General features: G+C 56.2%; 10 protein-coding genes and 3 pseudogenes. 5 read left to right on the plus strand and 8 right to left on the minus strand.

What is annotated here, in order from left to right:
• The first annotated feature begins 188 nt into the window (after positions 1 to 188).
• Positions 189 to 446: pseudogene (locus ACR9ZQ_RS03760) on the plus strand (hypothetical protein).
• Positions 447 to 891: 445 nt separating this feature from the next.
• Here the strand turns inward: ACR9ZQ_RS03760 and ACR9ZQ_RS03765 are convergent.
• The 3 genes and pseudogenes from ACR9ZQ_RS03765 to ACR9ZQ_RS03775 all read right to left on the minus strand — a co-directional run.
• Positions 892 to 1,562, minus strand: a pseudogene (locus ACR9ZQ_RS03765) (integrase); the annotation flags it as partial.
• Positions 1,563 to 1,813: 251 nt separating this feature from the next.
• Positions 1,814 to 1,999 (minus strand): annotated as a pseudogene (locus tag ACR9ZQ_RS03770) (FAD-dependent oxidoreductase); the annotation flags it as partial.
• Between the two features lie 433 nt (positions 2,000 to 2,432).
• Positions 2,433 to 3,350 carry a recombinase family protein gene (locus ACR9ZQ_RS03775; protein WP_481426887.1) on the minus strand — a complete coding sequence of 306 codons (918 nt, stop codon included), beginning with the start codon at positions 3,348 to 3,350 and terminating at the stop codon, positions 2,433 to 2,435.
• A 438-nt stretch (positions 3,351 to 3,788) separates the two neighbouring features.
• On the opposite strand from ACR9ZQ_RS03775, the gene ACR9ZQ_RS03780 reads away from it, so the two are divergent.
• Positions 3,789 to 3,950, plus strand: a complete 162-nt coding sequence (locus tag ACR9ZQ_RS03780; protein WP_442207281.1) for a hypothetical protein — start codon at positions 3,789 to 3,791, stop codon at positions 3,948 to 3,950.
• Between the two features lie 632 nt (positions 3,951 to 4,582).
• Here ACR9ZQ_RS03780 and ACR9ZQ_RS03785 read toward each other — a convergent pair.
• The gene (locus tag ACR9ZQ_RS03785) at positions 4,583 to 5,053 is read right to left on the minus strand and encodes a hypothetical protein (RefSeq protein WP_481426888.1); all 471 of its coding nucleotides are present in this window, start codon (positions 5,051 to 5,053) and stop codon (positions 4,583 to 4,585) included.
• Here ACR9ZQ_RS03785 and ACR9ZQ_RS03790 point away from each other — a divergent pair.
• Positions 5,040 to 5,693 carry a Cap15 family cyclic dinucleotide receptor domain-containing protein gene (locus ACR9ZQ_RS03790; protein WP_481426889.1) on the plus strand — a complete coding sequence of 218 codons (654 nt, stop codon included), beginning with the start codon at positions 5,040 to 5,042 and terminating at the stop codon, positions 5,691 to 5,693. The two genes, ACR9ZQ_RS03785 and ACR9ZQ_RS03790, sit on opposite strands and share 14 nt — an antisense overlap.
• 23 nt (positions 5,694 to 5,716) lie before the next feature.
• Here the strand turns inward: ACR9ZQ_RS03790 and ACR9ZQ_RS03795 are convergent, their stop codons facing one another.
• Genes ACR9ZQ_RS03795 through ACR9ZQ_RS03805 form a run of 3 tightly spaced genes read right to left on the minus strand, consistent with a single transcriptional unit; the run spans position 5,717 to position 8,958 of the window.
• Positions 5,717 to 6,106, minus strand: a complete 390-nt coding sequence (locus tag ACR9ZQ_RS03795) for a Mov34/MPN/PAD-1 family protein (RefSeq protein WP_481426890.1) — start codon at positions 6,104 to 6,106, stop codon at positions 5,717 to 5,719.
• 49 nt (positions 6,107 to 6,155) lie between these two features.
• Entirely contained in the window at positions 6,156 to 7,841 is a 1,686-nt protein-coding gene (locus ACR9ZQ_RS03800) for a ThiF family adenylyltransferase (RefSeq protein WP_481426891.1), read from the minus strand.
• Positions 7,834 to 8,958 carry a CBASS cGAMP synthase gene (locus tag ACR9ZQ_RS03805; protein WP_481426892.1) on the minus strand — a complete coding sequence of 375 codons (1,125 nt, stop codon included), beginning with the start codon at positions 8,956 to 8,958 and terminating at the stop codon, positions 7,834 to 7,836. The genes ACR9ZQ_RS03800 and ACR9ZQ_RS03805 overlap by 8 nt, the downstream gene beginning before the upstream one ends.
• A 112-nt stretch (positions 8,959 to 9,070) precedes the next feature.
• On the opposite strand from ACR9ZQ_RS03805, the gene ACR9ZQ_RS03810 reads away from it, so the two are divergent.
• A complete protein-coding gene (locus ACR9ZQ_RS03810; RefSeq protein ID WP_481426893.1) occupies positions 9,071 to 10,081 on the plus strand; it encodes a CBASS cGAMP-activated phospholipase in 1,011 nt (336 codons plus the stop codon).
• A 121-nt stretch (positions 10,082 to 10,202) separates the two neighbouring features.
• On the opposite strand, the gene ACR9ZQ_RS03815 is transcribed toward ACR9ZQ_RS03810, so the two are convergent.
• The gene (locus ACR9ZQ_RS03815) at positions 10,203 to 14,048 is read right to left on the minus strand and encodes an SIR2 family protein (protein WP_481426894.1); all 3,846 of its coding nucleotides are present in this window, start codon (positions 14,046 to 14,048) and stop codon (positions 10,203 to 10,205) included.
• Positions 14,049 to 14,449: 401 nt separating this feature from the next.
• Between ACR9ZQ_RS03815 and ACR9ZQ_RS03820 the strand changes: the two genes are divergently transcribed.
• On the plus strand, positions 14,450 to 15,637 hold the full coding sequence (locus ACR9ZQ_RS03820) for a hypothetical protein (RefSeq protein WP_481426895.1): 1,188 nt from the start codon (positions 14,450 to 14,452) through the stop codon (positions 15,635 to 15,637).
• The last annotated feature ends 16 nt before the right edge of the window (positions 15,638 to 15,653 follow it).

The raw sequence follows: 15,653 nt of genomic DNA on the forward strand, positions 1-15,653 counted from the left end.
TTTTGCCGAGGACCATGCGAACGACGAGCGCTGGCTTACACCGTGGGACCTCGATGCGGCTTCGGTGAATGGTGGGATAGGAACTCAGTCGACGTCCCACCATCGCGTTGCAGCTATCGTCGCGATCGGCTGGGCTTTCCTCCGCGCAGTACGGGAAGATCAAGGGAACTGACAAGGGCGTTTGCACAATGCTGAAAACCGACATCCGGCAGGCGAACTGACGCCGAGCCCACCCTGGCAAGTACGAAGCGCACCTCGCTGTGCAGCGGGCCGTCAAGGCAGGCGAACTCGACAAGGAAACCTGCGAAGTTTGCGGCGTCGGGGCGGTTGATGCCCATCACGATCAATACGACGAGCCTTTGAGAGTACGGTGGTTATGCAGGCGCCATCATACTCGACTTCATCGCTACGGCGAGGACATGTTTCCGGTCAGGCGTTTGGTGTGAGGGACTGGCGGGTACACGAGCCTCAATCTGTGCCCGCTGACAGCCAGCCGTGATGGCGGAGCGCTCTGTTCTTCAGTTGCGTGGAGGCCGCAGAGCGCATGACGTCAGGTAGAAGCAGCCGACTGAGCTCGCTCCCTCTGCTCCAACTTCTCCAGCAATCCTTGAAACATCTCCGTTGAGTCTGCCGGAAGCGAGAAGACGTTAAGCCTTTGCAGTTGCCGCGCGGCAACAGGATCGCGTGCGTAGCGCCCGATGATTTTTGCTAAGTCTCTTTTAGTTTCCTGTGTCATAGGCTCAGAACACCCGGCAGGGGAACCTGTTCCGCCTTCTGATGCAAAATCCGCATCTTGCTCGCTGATTCAATCTGGTTCCATCAGGAGCGCTTTCACTGCTGCGATCAACTTCTTCTCGTTGTAGGGCTTGTCGGGGACGACATCGAAGACGCGGTCAGCTGCTCGCGGCGCAGACCGGAGGCGAAGGCGACCGTCAGGATGGCGCGGTCCCGAAGATCACGCAGGCTATCGGTGGCGCAGGTCGCCAGCAGTTTGCCAGCACGTCTCCGGTAACAGCCTTTGCGCTCTTGCGGCGACGCGTCCGAGGGACGGCGCGCACCGCGAGACGAATGGCCGATTTCAGCGCAGGGGAGGCGAAGGCGCCATCAAGGCCGCGCCATTTGGTCAGTGTCGACCAGTTCGCCAGCCGCCGGCGCACCGTGGCGGGCGCGTGCGGACCAGCGGATTTGAGAAAACCCTGGTGCCGAAGGTTCTCGTCGACATCGGCCGGCATGCCGTGATCGACATTCGTCTCGCGCTGTTGTGGATCCCAGAGATGATGGGCGACGAATTTCAAAAGCAGCGCCTCGGGCGCCGGCCAGGGCAGGGAGCGTCCGGCGGCGGCCATACTCCAAGCTTCGAGATAGGCGAGATCCGAAGTCAGGGCGCGCAGCGTATTGTCGCCCATGCCCTGGTTGACGAGATGGCTGAGCGTCTCGACATCCTGGTCGGTCAAAAGTTCGGCCAGCTCGTCTCTGCGCTCGATCGGCAGCACCGCGGCGATGGTGGCGAGTTCTTCGGCACGGCGCTCGACGGCGGTCAGTGATGTCTTCGGTTTGGCCACAGGCGCTTCAAAAGGACGGTTTCGGCGGCCTCTGAGTCCGTGATTTGCCCCAATTCTTTCTGTGTCAGTCTTCGAGGATGAACGGACTGCAATTAACTATTTTCTAACGATTTGACACGGGTGACGATCGGCGGACTTTGCCAGGTTCAGCGGAATTTTCACCTTATCCCAGAATGAAGTCTCGCAGGCCTCGCTCAAGCTGTGGTTCGCCGGCAACAGCCCGCGGCAACCGGAGAAGAGAATCTGTGCTCTCAAACCAACATCGACTGCTGCGCGGAGATACCCGCCGTCGCGCCCTGCGATATTGCCGTAGTAACCGAGGCCATGGCCGGGTTTGCAAGATCGCCGGCAGCATAGATGCCGGGCATGCTGGTTTCGCGGCGCTCGTCTACCTTGAGGGCGATGCCGAAGGGCGTATTGACCGTGGCGAGGCCCAGGCCGACGCCGGCAGCACCGAGTCGCCCGAGGCCGCGTTCGACATTCTGTTGACCTCGGGATTTCGCTTCCGTATGGGACGCTGCCGCCATCACTAAGGGCACCTGCGCCGCTATCCACGCTGTCTCTCTCCTGGCGGGCCGCCTCCATCGAAGCCATGGCTGAACTCGCAGGGCCTGGTCGAGCCTAGTGCGGTCGGAACGGTTCCGCCTTTCCTACATGTAGCCTTCTGGAAATTCCGGGGAGGGGAGGGCAGGCAGGCGCCGGAAGAACCGGCGCCCGCGCTTCCGGAGGAAAGCGCCGAGCTGAAACTGCGGAGCGATGGTGATTACCGTCGCCTGGCGCTGCAGATCCTCAATCAAGCTTGGAAGACAACGCCGGCTAACAGCCGCAGGGAAAAGAACCGCGCGATCGGTCGCTTGATGAACCGTGCCCTCAGTGGCGGATAAGGCCAAACCGGTGCGCTTCGTCCAACAGGTCCCGGACGGAGGAGGGTTGCCATTTTTTTCCGCCTCGCGCCGGCCGTTCTCCCATCTGGTCCAGTTGAGCGGCAATGTCGCGCAGCGACATGGCGGGATCGGCAATGGCGATCGCTGCTACGAGCTTCATCAGATGGTCCCCCGGGGCACGACGAGGGGACCGGGCCAGGAGTTCTTTCTCCGCGAGCTTTTCGCGCACCATCCGATGCACGGCGCGACGTAGCCTTTCCACCGTCCAGTCATGACCTCGACGATTGAGAACCCGCACGACATTGTCCCAGCTGTGCTGAGGGCGGAGTTGCCGGACCATTGGCAGCCAGGTCTGGGCAGAGGCGATCAGTTCGTCGAGATATAGTTTTTCTCGTGCCTTCGACACCGCCTTGATCGCTTCCGGTCGCCTCTCTCTAAGGCCTGGATTGCCTGGCAACTTGCCGCGGGCTTTTGCCGCCTTGATACCGGCCTTGGTTCGCTCAGCGATCAGCGCCCGTTCGAGCTGCGCGACGGCACCAAGGACCTGGAGAGAAAACATGCCCTGTGGTGTGGACGTATCGATCGGATCGCGGATCGACCGGAAATGGACGCCGCGTTCTTCGAGATCTTCGACCACCTGCAACAGATGGCTGACCGACCGGGCGAGACGATCCAGCCGGACGACGATAAGCACATCGCCGGCGGTAAGATCCCCAAGTAGTCTTGTCAGAACCGGTCGCGCGCGAGATGCGCCCGATCCATGCTCCTGAAAAATCCGCTCGCAGCCGGCGGCACGCAGCTCGTCCATCTGGGCGTCATGGACCTGATCGTCGGTCGAGACACGTGCATAGCCGATTAGACGTCTCGGAGCCGGCGATGGATTGGCGACTTGCGGTCTTGCCATGGTGTTCTCCAGTGCTTTGTACAGATAAGGAATGCGTGAGAAAATGACCGGTTGCAAGCGTGTTTTAGGTGTCGAACAGCGGCCCGCCAGACTCGAAATACGACCGTGGACGAGCAACGGAGCGTCCGGATAAGCAAAGGCGCGTCAGCGGGCTTCTGCGGCCGAAATGCCCGAAAAACAGCGGTATCGGTGATAGCTGAAGAGGGGGAGCCTGCCAAAAGAGCGCTGACGCCCAATCCGCGCGAGAGGCGTTCCGATGGTATGCGCCGACGCACGCGCCGGAGCAGCGATTAGGTGTTGCCAAGACAGCGCACATACACGCGCAGGTCCTCCTGCTTTGTCTTGTTCCCGAATATTTCTTGATTTACTCGCGGACCTGGTGGAGAAGGCGCCATCAACCTCACTCTTCAATCCCTAGGAGAGTATTAGAGAACTGTCGTGAACGCGAAAATTATCTTAGGTTTTATTACAATCGCGGCCCTAGCCGGCTACGACAGCCTGGGTCTCGATGCTAAGTATCTGGTTTATTTCCTTATTTTCATAGCCGCTTTTTTTGTCGGCTCCTGGTTTGACTCAATCGGACAGGACGAAGAGGAATAGCTTCTGCCAGGTGGTGCCACGCCCGATTTTATGTCTTTATCACGCCGATACTTGATCTACATCAGCACGACGCCGAATTAGCGAGCGAGCTGGCGCGTGATAGTCTAGTTAGTCCCAAAATCCTCCCAAGAGACGCAGTCGCGGATAGGTGACCCGCGGGAGAGAACGCGTTCTCGCAGATTTCGCGCGCCAGGATTCGTCCTTGCAGCTCGCTGCGCTATCGAAAATTGTCCGGAAATCCCGTATTTTACGGAAAATGGAGTATGCCAATGACATCGACTGTCACTGCTGCCGCTGTCAAACAACGCTTCGTCGCGCTTGTCCGCGCCAAGGCCCATCGATCGGCAAGTCGTAGCGATTAGCTATACGTCCGATGTCAAATTTGCATTCTGAAGATCGAAATCAATCTACCATCGATAACCTATACTTATCGATGGTTATGCATTCTATCTGAAATCATAATGGGTGGCGGAATCAATGTGTTGAATAGCTTCCAGTTAAGGAAATGTTTACCATGATTTCAGAGTGTTATCTTATCGTCAAAGCCCCTCACAGGCGCCCATTAAATAACATATGTAGGTCGCTTTGCCCTTTCGGGTGGGAGGAGGTGGCAGGGTCATACGAGCCGTTGATCACCGCCCGACCCTTGAGATCAGACCGTTCTCGAAAATGGCTACGCCGGCACTCGAAATGATCGCGCAAAGATCGACGCTTGGCGACAGCGATAGCGACTGGGCACTATTGTGGGCGGAACCTACATTCGGCTCGGCCTGATCGGGAGTGCCTCTGCTAACAATCCGCATCGACCATACAGATAGGCGATACTCATCTTCTTCATTTTCCCGAGAGAAGACGATTGCCCCGTCGTGAACGCTAGGGTTCAGGCGCACGCCGTCTTCGATCACCGAAACAATTCTGTCTGAAAAAAACGCCCCCACAGCAGGCATCGGTTCTCTAACCATTGGCACACCGTCGTTTTCGGAAATGCGGCCAGTGGAAAACACCAGAATCAACGGATGAAATGGTAGTGGCTGACGCTGCAACTCGTATAGTTTCGCCTTCAATTCGGCGTTTCGACCAGGTGCCATCTTGTTTACACGCAATTCGATATCGCTCCTACTTGTCATCGCCGTCATCGTCTGGGGAGCATTTCTATGGTTTTTAGGTATCCAACTGACCTGGGAGCACGCGAAACCCTATTCCTTAACCTTGGCCGTTCTCACAGGTGGCTGGACCTTGTTCAACAAATACCTATGGCGGAAATGGCCGTGCAAGTTGTTTGTTCGGGTACCAAATCTTAATGGCATGTGGAAAGCAACGCTGCAGTCGACCTACCGAGATCCGCAGACACTGGAAACCAAGGGCCGGATAGACGCCTATGTTGCGATCCGTCAAACATTCGCCACCCTTTCTGTGCGCTTGATGACCGCTGGAGACCACGAATCGTTCCTCGTTGCGAGTAGCTTCGACATCAATGATGACGGGACGACGTATCTTTATGGCGTGTACCAGGGCGTCCCGAGCATATCGGATCGCAAGGACGTGACGGCAATTCACTATGGAAGCTTTCGATATAAGGTGATCGGCTCGCCGGCCACAGCGCTCAGCGGTCACTACTGGACGGATCGAGAGACAGGCGGTTCAATTGATCTATTCGATCGTCGGTCCGAGCGGTTTGATAGCTTTGCGTCTGCTGAGGCCGCGCGCAAACCTGTTATGGACGCCCAACGCCCACTTCCCTAGGCGAGTGACGGAAGCAGGCGAACCTAAATGGGCTTCGCGGGATAAACCCGACCATGATAGCCGACACCATACCAATTGCTGGACCAACCAAGAATTATGAAGGCAACCGGTTCGCTCGTTTTGGCGATCAACCCTCTCCAGGTCTGAAGATCGCGTGCCGAGGGAACGGGCGTGTCCTCCGGATGAGTGTGCCATTCTCCTGTAAATGTCGTTGTAGCGCCGGATTCTGCCCAAGCCGTTTTCGCTGCAGCCTGATGACCTGGATCGCGACGATCGAAGAGGTAACGCTCGCGTCGGTCCTTGGGGAGAGGATGCGTTATTGCGGTAATCTCGATGTGCGCGCCGCGATAGCTACCCAGGAAGATGCCACCGGCCTCCCGATTGCGTTCCCAACTTTCTGTATACGCCGACATCGCCTCCAGGCAGTGGGGATGGATCAAAACATATCGTCGGGGTTGCCACTCAAGCGTGAGGCTGCCCGCAGGCGGGACAGTCATTACTTGGCTTCGGGCTACCGTCGGCGATGTTGTAGGCTTTTGCATTGTCAAAAGTCCGGCTTCTGAATCGGTCGATGCGAGTATCCTTGGCCCAGTCGAGAACATGATCACAGGCCATAGCCGCTGCACCGACTGAACGGGATACAGGAAAGGGCACATAAGTTCCGTCTCCGCATGCAGCGTTCCGTTCAACGACAATATCTTCCGCCGATTTCAATGTCTTGTGTCGAGGCGCTTGGGAAAGCCGCGGTTTCAAGCACTTGAGGCAAGCGTGATTGGGATCTCCGGTCAGCACCGATTTGGCGATGGCGCCATTGCCTTCCAGCCAGACGAACAAAATCGGCGGCGATGTCGGTCTTTGTCTGACTGCGCGATGATTAAGTGCGATTGAAAGGGCCTCCTCGCCCGTTGCGTCGATCACCAGATCGAAATTGCCGGGTTTGATTTCGACGCTTTCAGCATAGTTCGGCAATGATCGGATATTCAATGGGGGAAGTTGCTCACGGATGAGCTCAGCGCAAGCGTTTGCCTTATTCTCATACAGATATGGTGCGCCTAGAAGGTGACGCCCGAGGTTTGAGGGGTAAAGCAGATCAGGATCGACTAGTGTCAACTCACCGTCTCCGGACCCGGCTCCGCATTGCGCGAGTTGTTGGGCCAGAAAGCCGCCAATAGTGCCGCACCCGATCAAGAGAATGTGCCTTCCACTAAGATTCGAGCTGCCTTCCAGGTTCCGTCCAAAGACGTAGTCGGCATCTGCTGGCGCAGAGTTGACCCGCTCGATCGAAATCTTCGACCCGATCCTTGTCAACGTTCGCGACAAATTTTCTCGGCGAGTCTTCAAAAGCTCCTTTGTTTGATAGGCAACAGGTATGGAGGCTCGGCATAGAAATATTCCATTCGCAGCCCTTATCGCCAGGATAGCCACAGTATCGTCACTCTTGGTGATCGCTTCCTGAATTTTTCCCATCAGGGCGAGGTCATTCCATCCGAGCCACATGTCAAGCTCTGTGACGGTCTCTGGAGGCCACTTTGCGTTGGGATTGATCGACAGAGTTGCTCGAGTCTGAACGATGAGGGCTGACTCACCTCGGTCTTTGCCGCCCTTCACAGCGTCGCGAGACCATAGCCAAGAGCTATCTTTTGCTAGGACCGGAATCGGCTCTCGCTTCGGATGGAAGCGGATATATTTGACACTCCCTTTGCCAGTTGCGTCAGTCCGCAAGTCGACGAGTGAGTTTACCGATGACCAATAGGCACCAAATTCATCAGCGAAGTCGCCGTCGAGCTTCCCGCGGACGGCTTTCCGGATTACGTCCTCACATTTGTTGAGACATTGAAGTACTGTGCCGGCGGGATCGTAGCGATCTAAAACCACCGCGCCTCTTTCATAATAGCATACGGTCCGCTCAGCTCCCAGTACATGAGGCAGTCTGCGGTCAGGTAACGCGAACTCAGCGGCGATCTTGATAGTTGGATAGTCCACAAAGTCGAAATCGGTAATCTCGATTGAGACCGGCACCGATAGGCCGGATTTGTCTAAAACCCCGGTGTAGAGAAACCGGCCGCGATGCGCAAACGCACGCTGGAATCCGACATCGCCCAAGGCCGCATGGATCTCAAGCCGTGCCAGATCGACGTTATCATCCACTAGTAGAGCGTCCTACTTCTGGCGCTGGAACCTTTTTCTTCGGCTCCGATAGCACGGTCACGGCAGGTGCGGTTTGGATAATCACCAGATCCGGACGCAATGGGACTCGCGGACCAAAACCTGCCCTCACCAGCTCGACAGCACGATCCGGATTCTCGCATTTCGCGATAGCCTCCCGAAGATTGGCCTCCAGTTCGCGTAGTTTGCCAATGACCTTGTTGCGTTGAGCAACCGTCATGCGATTGATGTTCTCATCACCACACGGTGGGATGCGAACATCGTCTGCCAAGTATATCTGCATCCTTTCAATCACCCGCAGCAGTCGCTCGTCCGCACGGTCCGGCAAGAAAGCACCGCGGATCGCCTCGTACGCCTTCCAGACGCAAGCCATGATGTTGATGGAGGTCAACCCTTCGTCATCAAGCTGATGGTGGTCACGCCAGGCTTTCATGTAGCGAGAGTCATGACGGAGGCGCTCCTTGTAGAGTCCAACCGCGTCGACAAACCAATCGTAGATTTTGCGGGGATCCAACTCGACCCAGTCCTTCTCACGATGGGCAAGTAGTACGGCGTCGGACGGCAATGCGTCCCAAGAGTTGATCTTCGCATCGAACGTATGCATTTTCTGCACATTCCGCGCTTCCTCGAGATGCCTGAAATCGCCGTCGGGAATTGCGTATAGCGGTATGTCTATGTGGCCGTCGCGGCTGATAATTAGGCGCACGCACGTTGCCTTCTCTTTGACCAGCGTCCAGCCTTCCTCTTTTGCCAGATCCGTCAAGGCAGTCTCCACGAAGGCGAAGAACGCTGATGCAGCTTCTGATGGTCGCTCGCCCCTTACGAAAGAGAGCGGCAGGTAGCAACCGTCATCGAGATCCTTCTGTTGACCGGGCGGAAACGCGGGCAGGTTGAGGGTTTTGTAGGCGAAGCTGCCCTGGGTGAAGAATTTCGGTCGAACTTCTACACCGAACACCTCGGTGCTTGATTTCGCGAATGCATCCCTCAAGCGTTCACGGATCTTGGTACGAGCGTTCCGAAGTGAGGCTTCGTCAGCTTTCAAGTTGGCAAGGAAATGATCGTCAACAGTGTTGTGCAAAAGCTTAGAAATGTTCGCCATATACCGAATCCCCTCGGACGCTATTATATCGAATGTAGTAGTGTGGCCCCTTGCTTAAAAGGGTGAGGATTACCAATTTTTAACTAATCCGTTACAAAGCGCTTTGGAACCCATGACCAAAAGATTCAATATTCTTTCTCTCAGTGGTGGCGGGTATCTGGGGCTGTATACTGTCGCAGTTTTAGCGCAGCTCGAGGAAGATCTCGGTAGGCCAATCGCATCCAGCTTCGACCTAATTGCCGGGACGTCGATCGGTGGCATCATCGCACTTGGCCTTGCACATGAGGTCAGGGCGAAAGACATGCAGGAGGCATTCCTGCGTGAAGGACCAGGGATATTCTCCGACAGACCTGTACCGAAAGGCTGGGCTGGGCAGCTAAGGGATATATGGCGCTACGTTAACAAGCCGAAATACGATCCCACCCATCTGCGGGCCACTATTACCAGAATGCTAGGCGAAGAAACGAAGATCGGCGATCTCATGCATCGCGTTTTGGTGCCGGCAGTCAACCTCACTAAAGGCGGCCCTCAAGTTTTCAAGACGCCTCATCATGAAACCTTCACTCGCGATCAACGTCTCCTTCTCGTAGACGTTGCCATGGCCACGTCGGCCGCCCCTACGTATTTTCCAATCGCCGAAGTTGAGCATTCACTCTATGCGGACGGCGGCATGTTTGCGAACTCGCCCGATCTTTTGGCCGTTCATGAAGCTGAGCACTTTCTCGGTGTCGAACCTAGCGATGTGCATGTGATGAGTATTGGCACAACAACCTCCAGCTTTTCGTTTGCTGACGCTAGCGGACGGGAACTCGGTATATTCGGCTGGGCTCGAGATCAGAGATTGGTAAGTGTCATTCTCGCTTCTCAACAGAAGATCTCAGATTACATGTTGAAGCATCGGTTGGAAGACCGATATCTCCGCCTCGACAGCGAGCAGTCCCCGGACCAGACCGAACACTTGGCGTTGGACGTCGCCACAGCAAGCGCCCAGAGAACAATCATGGGGTTGGCTATGGCAACGGTCAACGCAAACATTAATAGCTCCGCAATGCGGGATTTCTTTCAGCACCGCGCCGCCCCCGCCGACTTTCCGGGAAAGGCAATATCGCTGCGAAATCTCTAGTGTGCGTCAGATAACGGGCTTGGATCAACGTAGCCGCTGAGGAGGCCGCTCGGCTAGGATGTACGAGTGTAGAGCTCACGAAGCCCCTCGGACGACACGGCAGGCTGAGCCACTCCTCGTCTCAACGCGAGTTCCAAATTCTTCGCAACTCAATCAAGCGTTCGTCGTTGTTCAGCTTTGGATCTGCCTTGCCGATACGGTCGAGTGTGGCATCCATTCCGTACGGCCATTGTCTCGCGCCATCGGGTAGAACCGCGTGAAGAAGAGCGAGTACGAGGTTAGGATGTGTGTCAGCGACGTTATTCTCCGTTCTCCTTAGGCTCGGAAGAGAAAGCTGGTTTGAACCAATTTTTCCGAGGAGCGGGAGAACGAGTGGGGCGACCTGGGCAAAATCGTGCTCGCTGGAAAACGCGAGATCGCATAGGCGGGCTGTAACCTTCGGTGATTTTGCGCCGAGCTGACGAGGCCAAACGTTTTGCAACAAATGCGTAATATTTGCTAACCAGCTCGCCTGGTCGTAGCCTTCGTTCACCCTAGGGCGCTCGATGTTCCAAAGGAAACGACTGCGGAATTCGTCGTCGGAATTTAACAGCACATCGCGGAGCTCACCATCCGATATCAAGCGCTCTCCTGTTGCGGAATTGGTGGTACGCCAGCCCGACAGAATCAAGTTCGTGAGGGCCTCCGCATGCCCGCGCTTTTCAAGCCGGCCCGATTTCGCGAGACTAAGCATCTGGGGTTTGAGGATATCGAAGAGCTGGTGACCGTGTGCTCTACCGCGCCATAGGAACCCTGCCCAAAAAGCTTGACGGTCTTCGGGTTCAGGTGAGTCCAGAACATTCAGTACATGAGCTTCTGCCCAGTCTGGATCGACCCAATAAAGCCAATTCAGGTGAAATGCGAAGATGACCAGCGCATGCCTCCTAAGGTCGGCTGGAAGCAACAGAAGCTGTTCCGCCGGAGCTTTCCACGCTGTGTCCAGGTTTTGTCTATGGCTCAGCTCATTTCGTTGAGGAACATCGAAAAGCGCTTCGGCCAAGTCTCCGGTGGGAGAATTGATCGCCTCCATCGTCCAGTCCGGATCCGTCGAAGTGCGGACGATTGCCGATCTTCCTTGGAGTGGAAGTTCGCGCAGAACAGAGATCAACCTTTCCAAGAGTCGGAAGTGGAGGTCTGGATGAGATATCGCCAGGGAACCGGTGGCCTTCTGAAGCCAGTCTGCAGCCGACCGGATGAAATGCGCGATATCAGCCACTTGGTATTTGACGATTTCCCTGGCGATCAGGGCAGAGAAGACGGTCTTGTCGTTCTTCCTAACCTCCGTATCCAAAAACGTTCGCCAGGCCCACTCCGGAAACTCGTCTCGTTTCGCTGCGTCTCGCAGAACCGCGAGCGCGCGAACCGGCCGCGTCTTGACGAATCCGAGAAACGGATCATGTTCGGTGAAGTCCGCACTGCGTCGCTTTGAAAGTTCCGAGGCCTTTGCAAGAACGTTTGTCAGTGGTTCGTCCGCCAAGCCTGAAGGATCGGTAATCGTCCGAATCGTGCCGACGCGCCCTTCCAGCGATCGTGCTTCTTTTGCCGCGTACTCTAGCATCCAACGGGGTGCTTCGCGCTGCAGTTCTGCGGTTCGTGCGTCCACGTCTGTGCTAAGTTGCAAGCCATTAATCTTCATCCAGTTAAGCCGGTTAAGAACCGACCACGCCCGCCGTTCGATGAAGGCTGTCTCTTCCTCATGGTCCTGCCGTGAAGGGCCTTTCAGTACGCGAGCCTCGGTTCGGCTCCTCACCAGGTCGTCAAGATTGGCCCAGCGTGCGGCGATCGCGAGCAAAAGGTCCCTCGCATGAAAGCTATCCCAGAATATTTCGTCAGGCAAACTATCGATCATATCCCCGAACGCCTCGCGGGCCACAAGTTCTCGTTTACCGATTGCCCAGGTTCGCAGCCGAGCAAACACGGTTTCGTCTGTGGTATCCCATCGCGCAAATTCTCGACGCGCAGCTTGCGGATCGAGTCCGATCAGCCTTTCCATTAGCCCGACATAGTAGATCATCCAGCCGGACAGGCCACGCGTACGTCCATATCGCTCGCCATCGTCCTCGCCCTCGTCGTCGGGCACGATAGGGCTCAGATGACCTAGACCGTAACCTCCGATCTCCTTTTCCAGTTCTATCGCCATTTCGAGGTTCCTTCGGAGATGACCCATCAGCGACAGCAGAAACTCATCGGAAACGGTTAAGTCGATCGGGACATCCGGGTACTCCACGTCAAGAGACACGAACTCAGCGATCTCCTCTCCCCGTAGCGCGGTCGGAGCGATTGGCCCATCGGAGAAGGCAGTCTCGACCCTGATGTATGGTAGGGCGATGTCGGCGAACCGGCGTACCAGCGTGGCGTTCCAGCCGTTCGAACGGGCGTCATCTCCCAATTGGAAAAAGTCGTCATCGCCGCGAATTGGGCGCAGCCAGCTGTCGAGGAAGAGACGCCATGCCGAACGGGTAGGCTCGGCAATCTTGATTTCTCCTTTTTTATCGAGCCAGAAGTCAATTTGACGAAGCAGCTGGGGATGCAAGTTTCCCTGACGCGTCGCCCACCAAAGAGAAGCGGGCTCATGCGAAACCCTTGCGATCCAACCGGCGATTTGATCGAGCCTTGACGGAAGGCGAGGGACGTATGCGGCCGAGTACCCTCTCAGAGAGCTGACATTCTCGTCTAGAAGGCCTTTTCGATCGGACTTGTTCAAACTGAATGCGTCCCACGCGTCGTCGGGAACCTCGCGCTTGGCGTAGTCCGTTTCCGGGTCAACCTTGTTTGGGACTTCATCGGAATCGAGCCCATAAAGGTCGAAAGGATCGACGAATGGCGTTTTTTCGTCAAAACGCCTTTCCCGCTCGGGCTTTGCATAGCGTCGGCGGGGATCAAAAACGGCCAGCCACGTCGCAGGCGGAGGGGACTGCGATTCAAAAAGAGCCCTAGCGCCCTGGATAGTCCCGACTAGGTGTGCAACCTGTCCACGCTGATAAGGTTCGAGGTTCTCGGGACCGTGTTTCGCCATCTCCACGACAGATTGGACCCAGCCATCTGGATTCGTCGCTCGTGCCGCCCATTTTTCGAGGGTCGCCCACAGTGCGGCATGTCCGTTATCGGCAACATAGGGGATAGCACGAACGCCTTTGTGTCGCCATCTGCTCGTCGCGTAATGGGCTTCGCCCGATTGGAACGCGAACACTCCATCGAAGCTTCCATTGGTTTTATTCAGGGCTTCCAGCAGGTACTGCACGGGCGGATCATCTGCGCCGTAGCCGACGAACACCACTACGTATCGGGCGATGATCTCTCTAATGAAGGAGGTCGCCCAGCCGTCGGAAAGATATGCCCGCCCGAATTCCGAGCTTGAGAGGACAAAGCCGTCTTCTTCCGCCCCGTCGTAGGCCAGCGTCGCCTTGCCATGGAGATAGATGATGCCATTCATCTCCTTCGGCCGTGCAGGATTAGGTAGGTGCGGTGGCTGGAAGCTTCTCAGCCCGCTTCCGCATTCATCGAACAATCGATCAAAATTCGTTGTGACGATACGAACCAGACCTTCTTTAGTGGTGGCGAGCTGCACGAGAATCTCGTGAGCGCTTCGGTTGCTGTTAGCACCAGGATTTAAAGCCTCAGCAACTGCCGCGTGGATATCGCCTTGAGGGAAGTCTCGCTCCAAAAGGCCAAAGATACGGTCAGCGGAGATCAACCCATCGATGCCCGTACGGCCTCCAATCTCTCGAGCTTCGCCGAGGATCTTAACCATTGGACTGTCGGGCGGGATGCCCAGCTTGGAGATGACTTTTTCCGCGAGGCCGAAAAAATCAGGGAGACCTGCCCTGGCAAGGGAAACACCCGCACCGCAGAAAAAGACGACTCTTCCCTGATCTCGCGCCCATAACAATTCATCTGGGATTGACGGTCCGTCGGCTGTAAATCTCACTGAAACCTCTTGGCGGCTGACAACAGATGTATGTCAGACTTCTCGCTTAAGTAGAAGATGTTGCTGTTTGCGGATTGCGAATGACTTGGGGATATTGGTTTCTCCTTTGAGGCTACCGTCGATCGCTGGGAAAGGGGACTTAACGGCTGGTCAAGCTTGGAGTTATCTGTCGCGAGACAGGGATTGGACTGCCAGCCAAGTCGCTGTGCGTCAGAGGGCTATCGAGTCAACTGCACCCAAAACTAACCACGCGCGGGAGCCACACTTGAGACCGCGTCGCCTAGATATTCGAGCCGCAACTCGTCCCAAAGCACCTGCGATGCAAACGGGTTCGTTAACACTTTCACGTTGCGGAGAATCTAGTATACGCCTCGTTTTACCATTGAGTCGTAGGAGCGAAAATGGCGAGTCTTGTTGAGGTTTACAGAGCGCTATTTCCGGATTCGTTAAATTTGCGATCGCCTTTCGATCGTGTGCCGCTTTTGCCGGCAGATGTCTTTGCCTTCGCGGGGCATCTTCTTGAGCGATCCGGCGCCTATCATCATGTCGCCCCGGCGGTGCCGGGTCTTTCGGAGGAAGGGTTCCGTCAAATTCTGGTCGAACCCGATCTTCGTGATCGAGCCATTTTGACTGGGAACAAGTGGTTGACAACCGGGCCCGCCGAAGGTCGTCGCCTGCCGGACCCACCACGCGAGGTGCAAGAGCTTTGGTCCTCGCTCGCAGCCTATGAGGATGTTCCCGTATTTTCGCCACTTGAGGACCGGGACCCGTCGCCCGATTGGTGGTTTATCTGTCTCGAACTCATGATGATCGCAGATGAAGCGTCGAAGAACATCGGTTTTCGCGGCAAGAATCCCTTTTCCTCCGTTGCGCATGGAGGATATATAAGCGAGGACGTCGTAAGTGGCGATGTCTTTAGGCGCATCCAGAGAGGACCGTTTTCGATCTCTTCGGCAGCAGAAGATGTCGTCTGCGTGCAGCCGAAATCGCGCACACCCACAGTCGGGTGTACGCTTCGATCACTGAGCCACAATCTTGCTCTACTCCCACCGAGAGGACAGGTCCGTGTTCGATGGGTAGAGCCGATTGTCGAGGTGGTCGAGACAAGCCGGGATAATAGTCTTTCCCTGCTGCTTGTTCCGTTTCCGTTTCGTGTCGTCGACGAGGTGTTTCGGCCGGTCGGAGAACACGGCGAAGGCGGATGGGGTTGGTTTGATGCGGAGCAGATCTGGCTACCAGAAGACAACGATCGAAGCAAACGCTTGGCCTTTGTCGAGTTCGTCAAGGATCTAGTCATGCGCGCTCGGGATCGCGGCGACCGAGTCGATGGTGTTGTATTTCCCGAACTTGCTCTCAACTTCGCCCAGTTCAAATCGTTGGCTGGCGCGCTCGCAAATGATACCAGCATCGATTTTCTGATTGCAGGGATCTCGGATGACGGGGCTGGGCGGCGAGGAAACTTTGTCGCGACCGCTCCCTTTTTTCTTCTCGGATCCGAGCGCGAAGAGGCAATTTCGCGTTGGGAGGGTCTCATCCTGGTCAGAGAGAAGCATCATCGCTGGAAATTGGAAGCCGGCCAGATCAAGTGAACCGCCCCGGCTTTGC

Source organism: Rhizobium sp. KNZ14-9A, assembly GCF_056755015.1.

What these genes read in the sequence shown, in the direction of transcription:
- ACR9ZQ_RS03775 (WP_481426887.1), bottom strand. Translation starts at nt 3,350, where the DNA reads ATGGCAAGACCGCAAGTCGCCAATCCATCGCCGGCTCCGAGACGTCTA.
- ACR9ZQ_RS03795 (WP_481426890.1), bottom strand. Translation starts at nt 6,106, where the DNA reads ATGTCGGCGTATACAGAAAGTTGGGAACGCAATCGGGAGGCCGGTGGC.
- ACR9ZQ_RS03805 (WP_481426892.1), bottom strand. Translation starts at nt 8,958, where the DNA reads ATGGCGAACATTTCTAAGCTTTTGCACAACACTGTTGACGATCATTTC.
- ACR9ZQ_RS03810 (WP_481426893.1), top strand. Translation starts at nt 9,071, where the DNA reads ATGACCAAAAGATTCAATATTCTTTCTCTCAGTGGTGGCGGGTATCTG.
- ACR9ZQ_RS03820 (WP_481426895.1), top strand. Translation starts at nt 14,450, where the DNA reads ATGGCGAGTCTTGTTGAGGTTTACAGAGCGCTATTTCCGGATTCGTTA.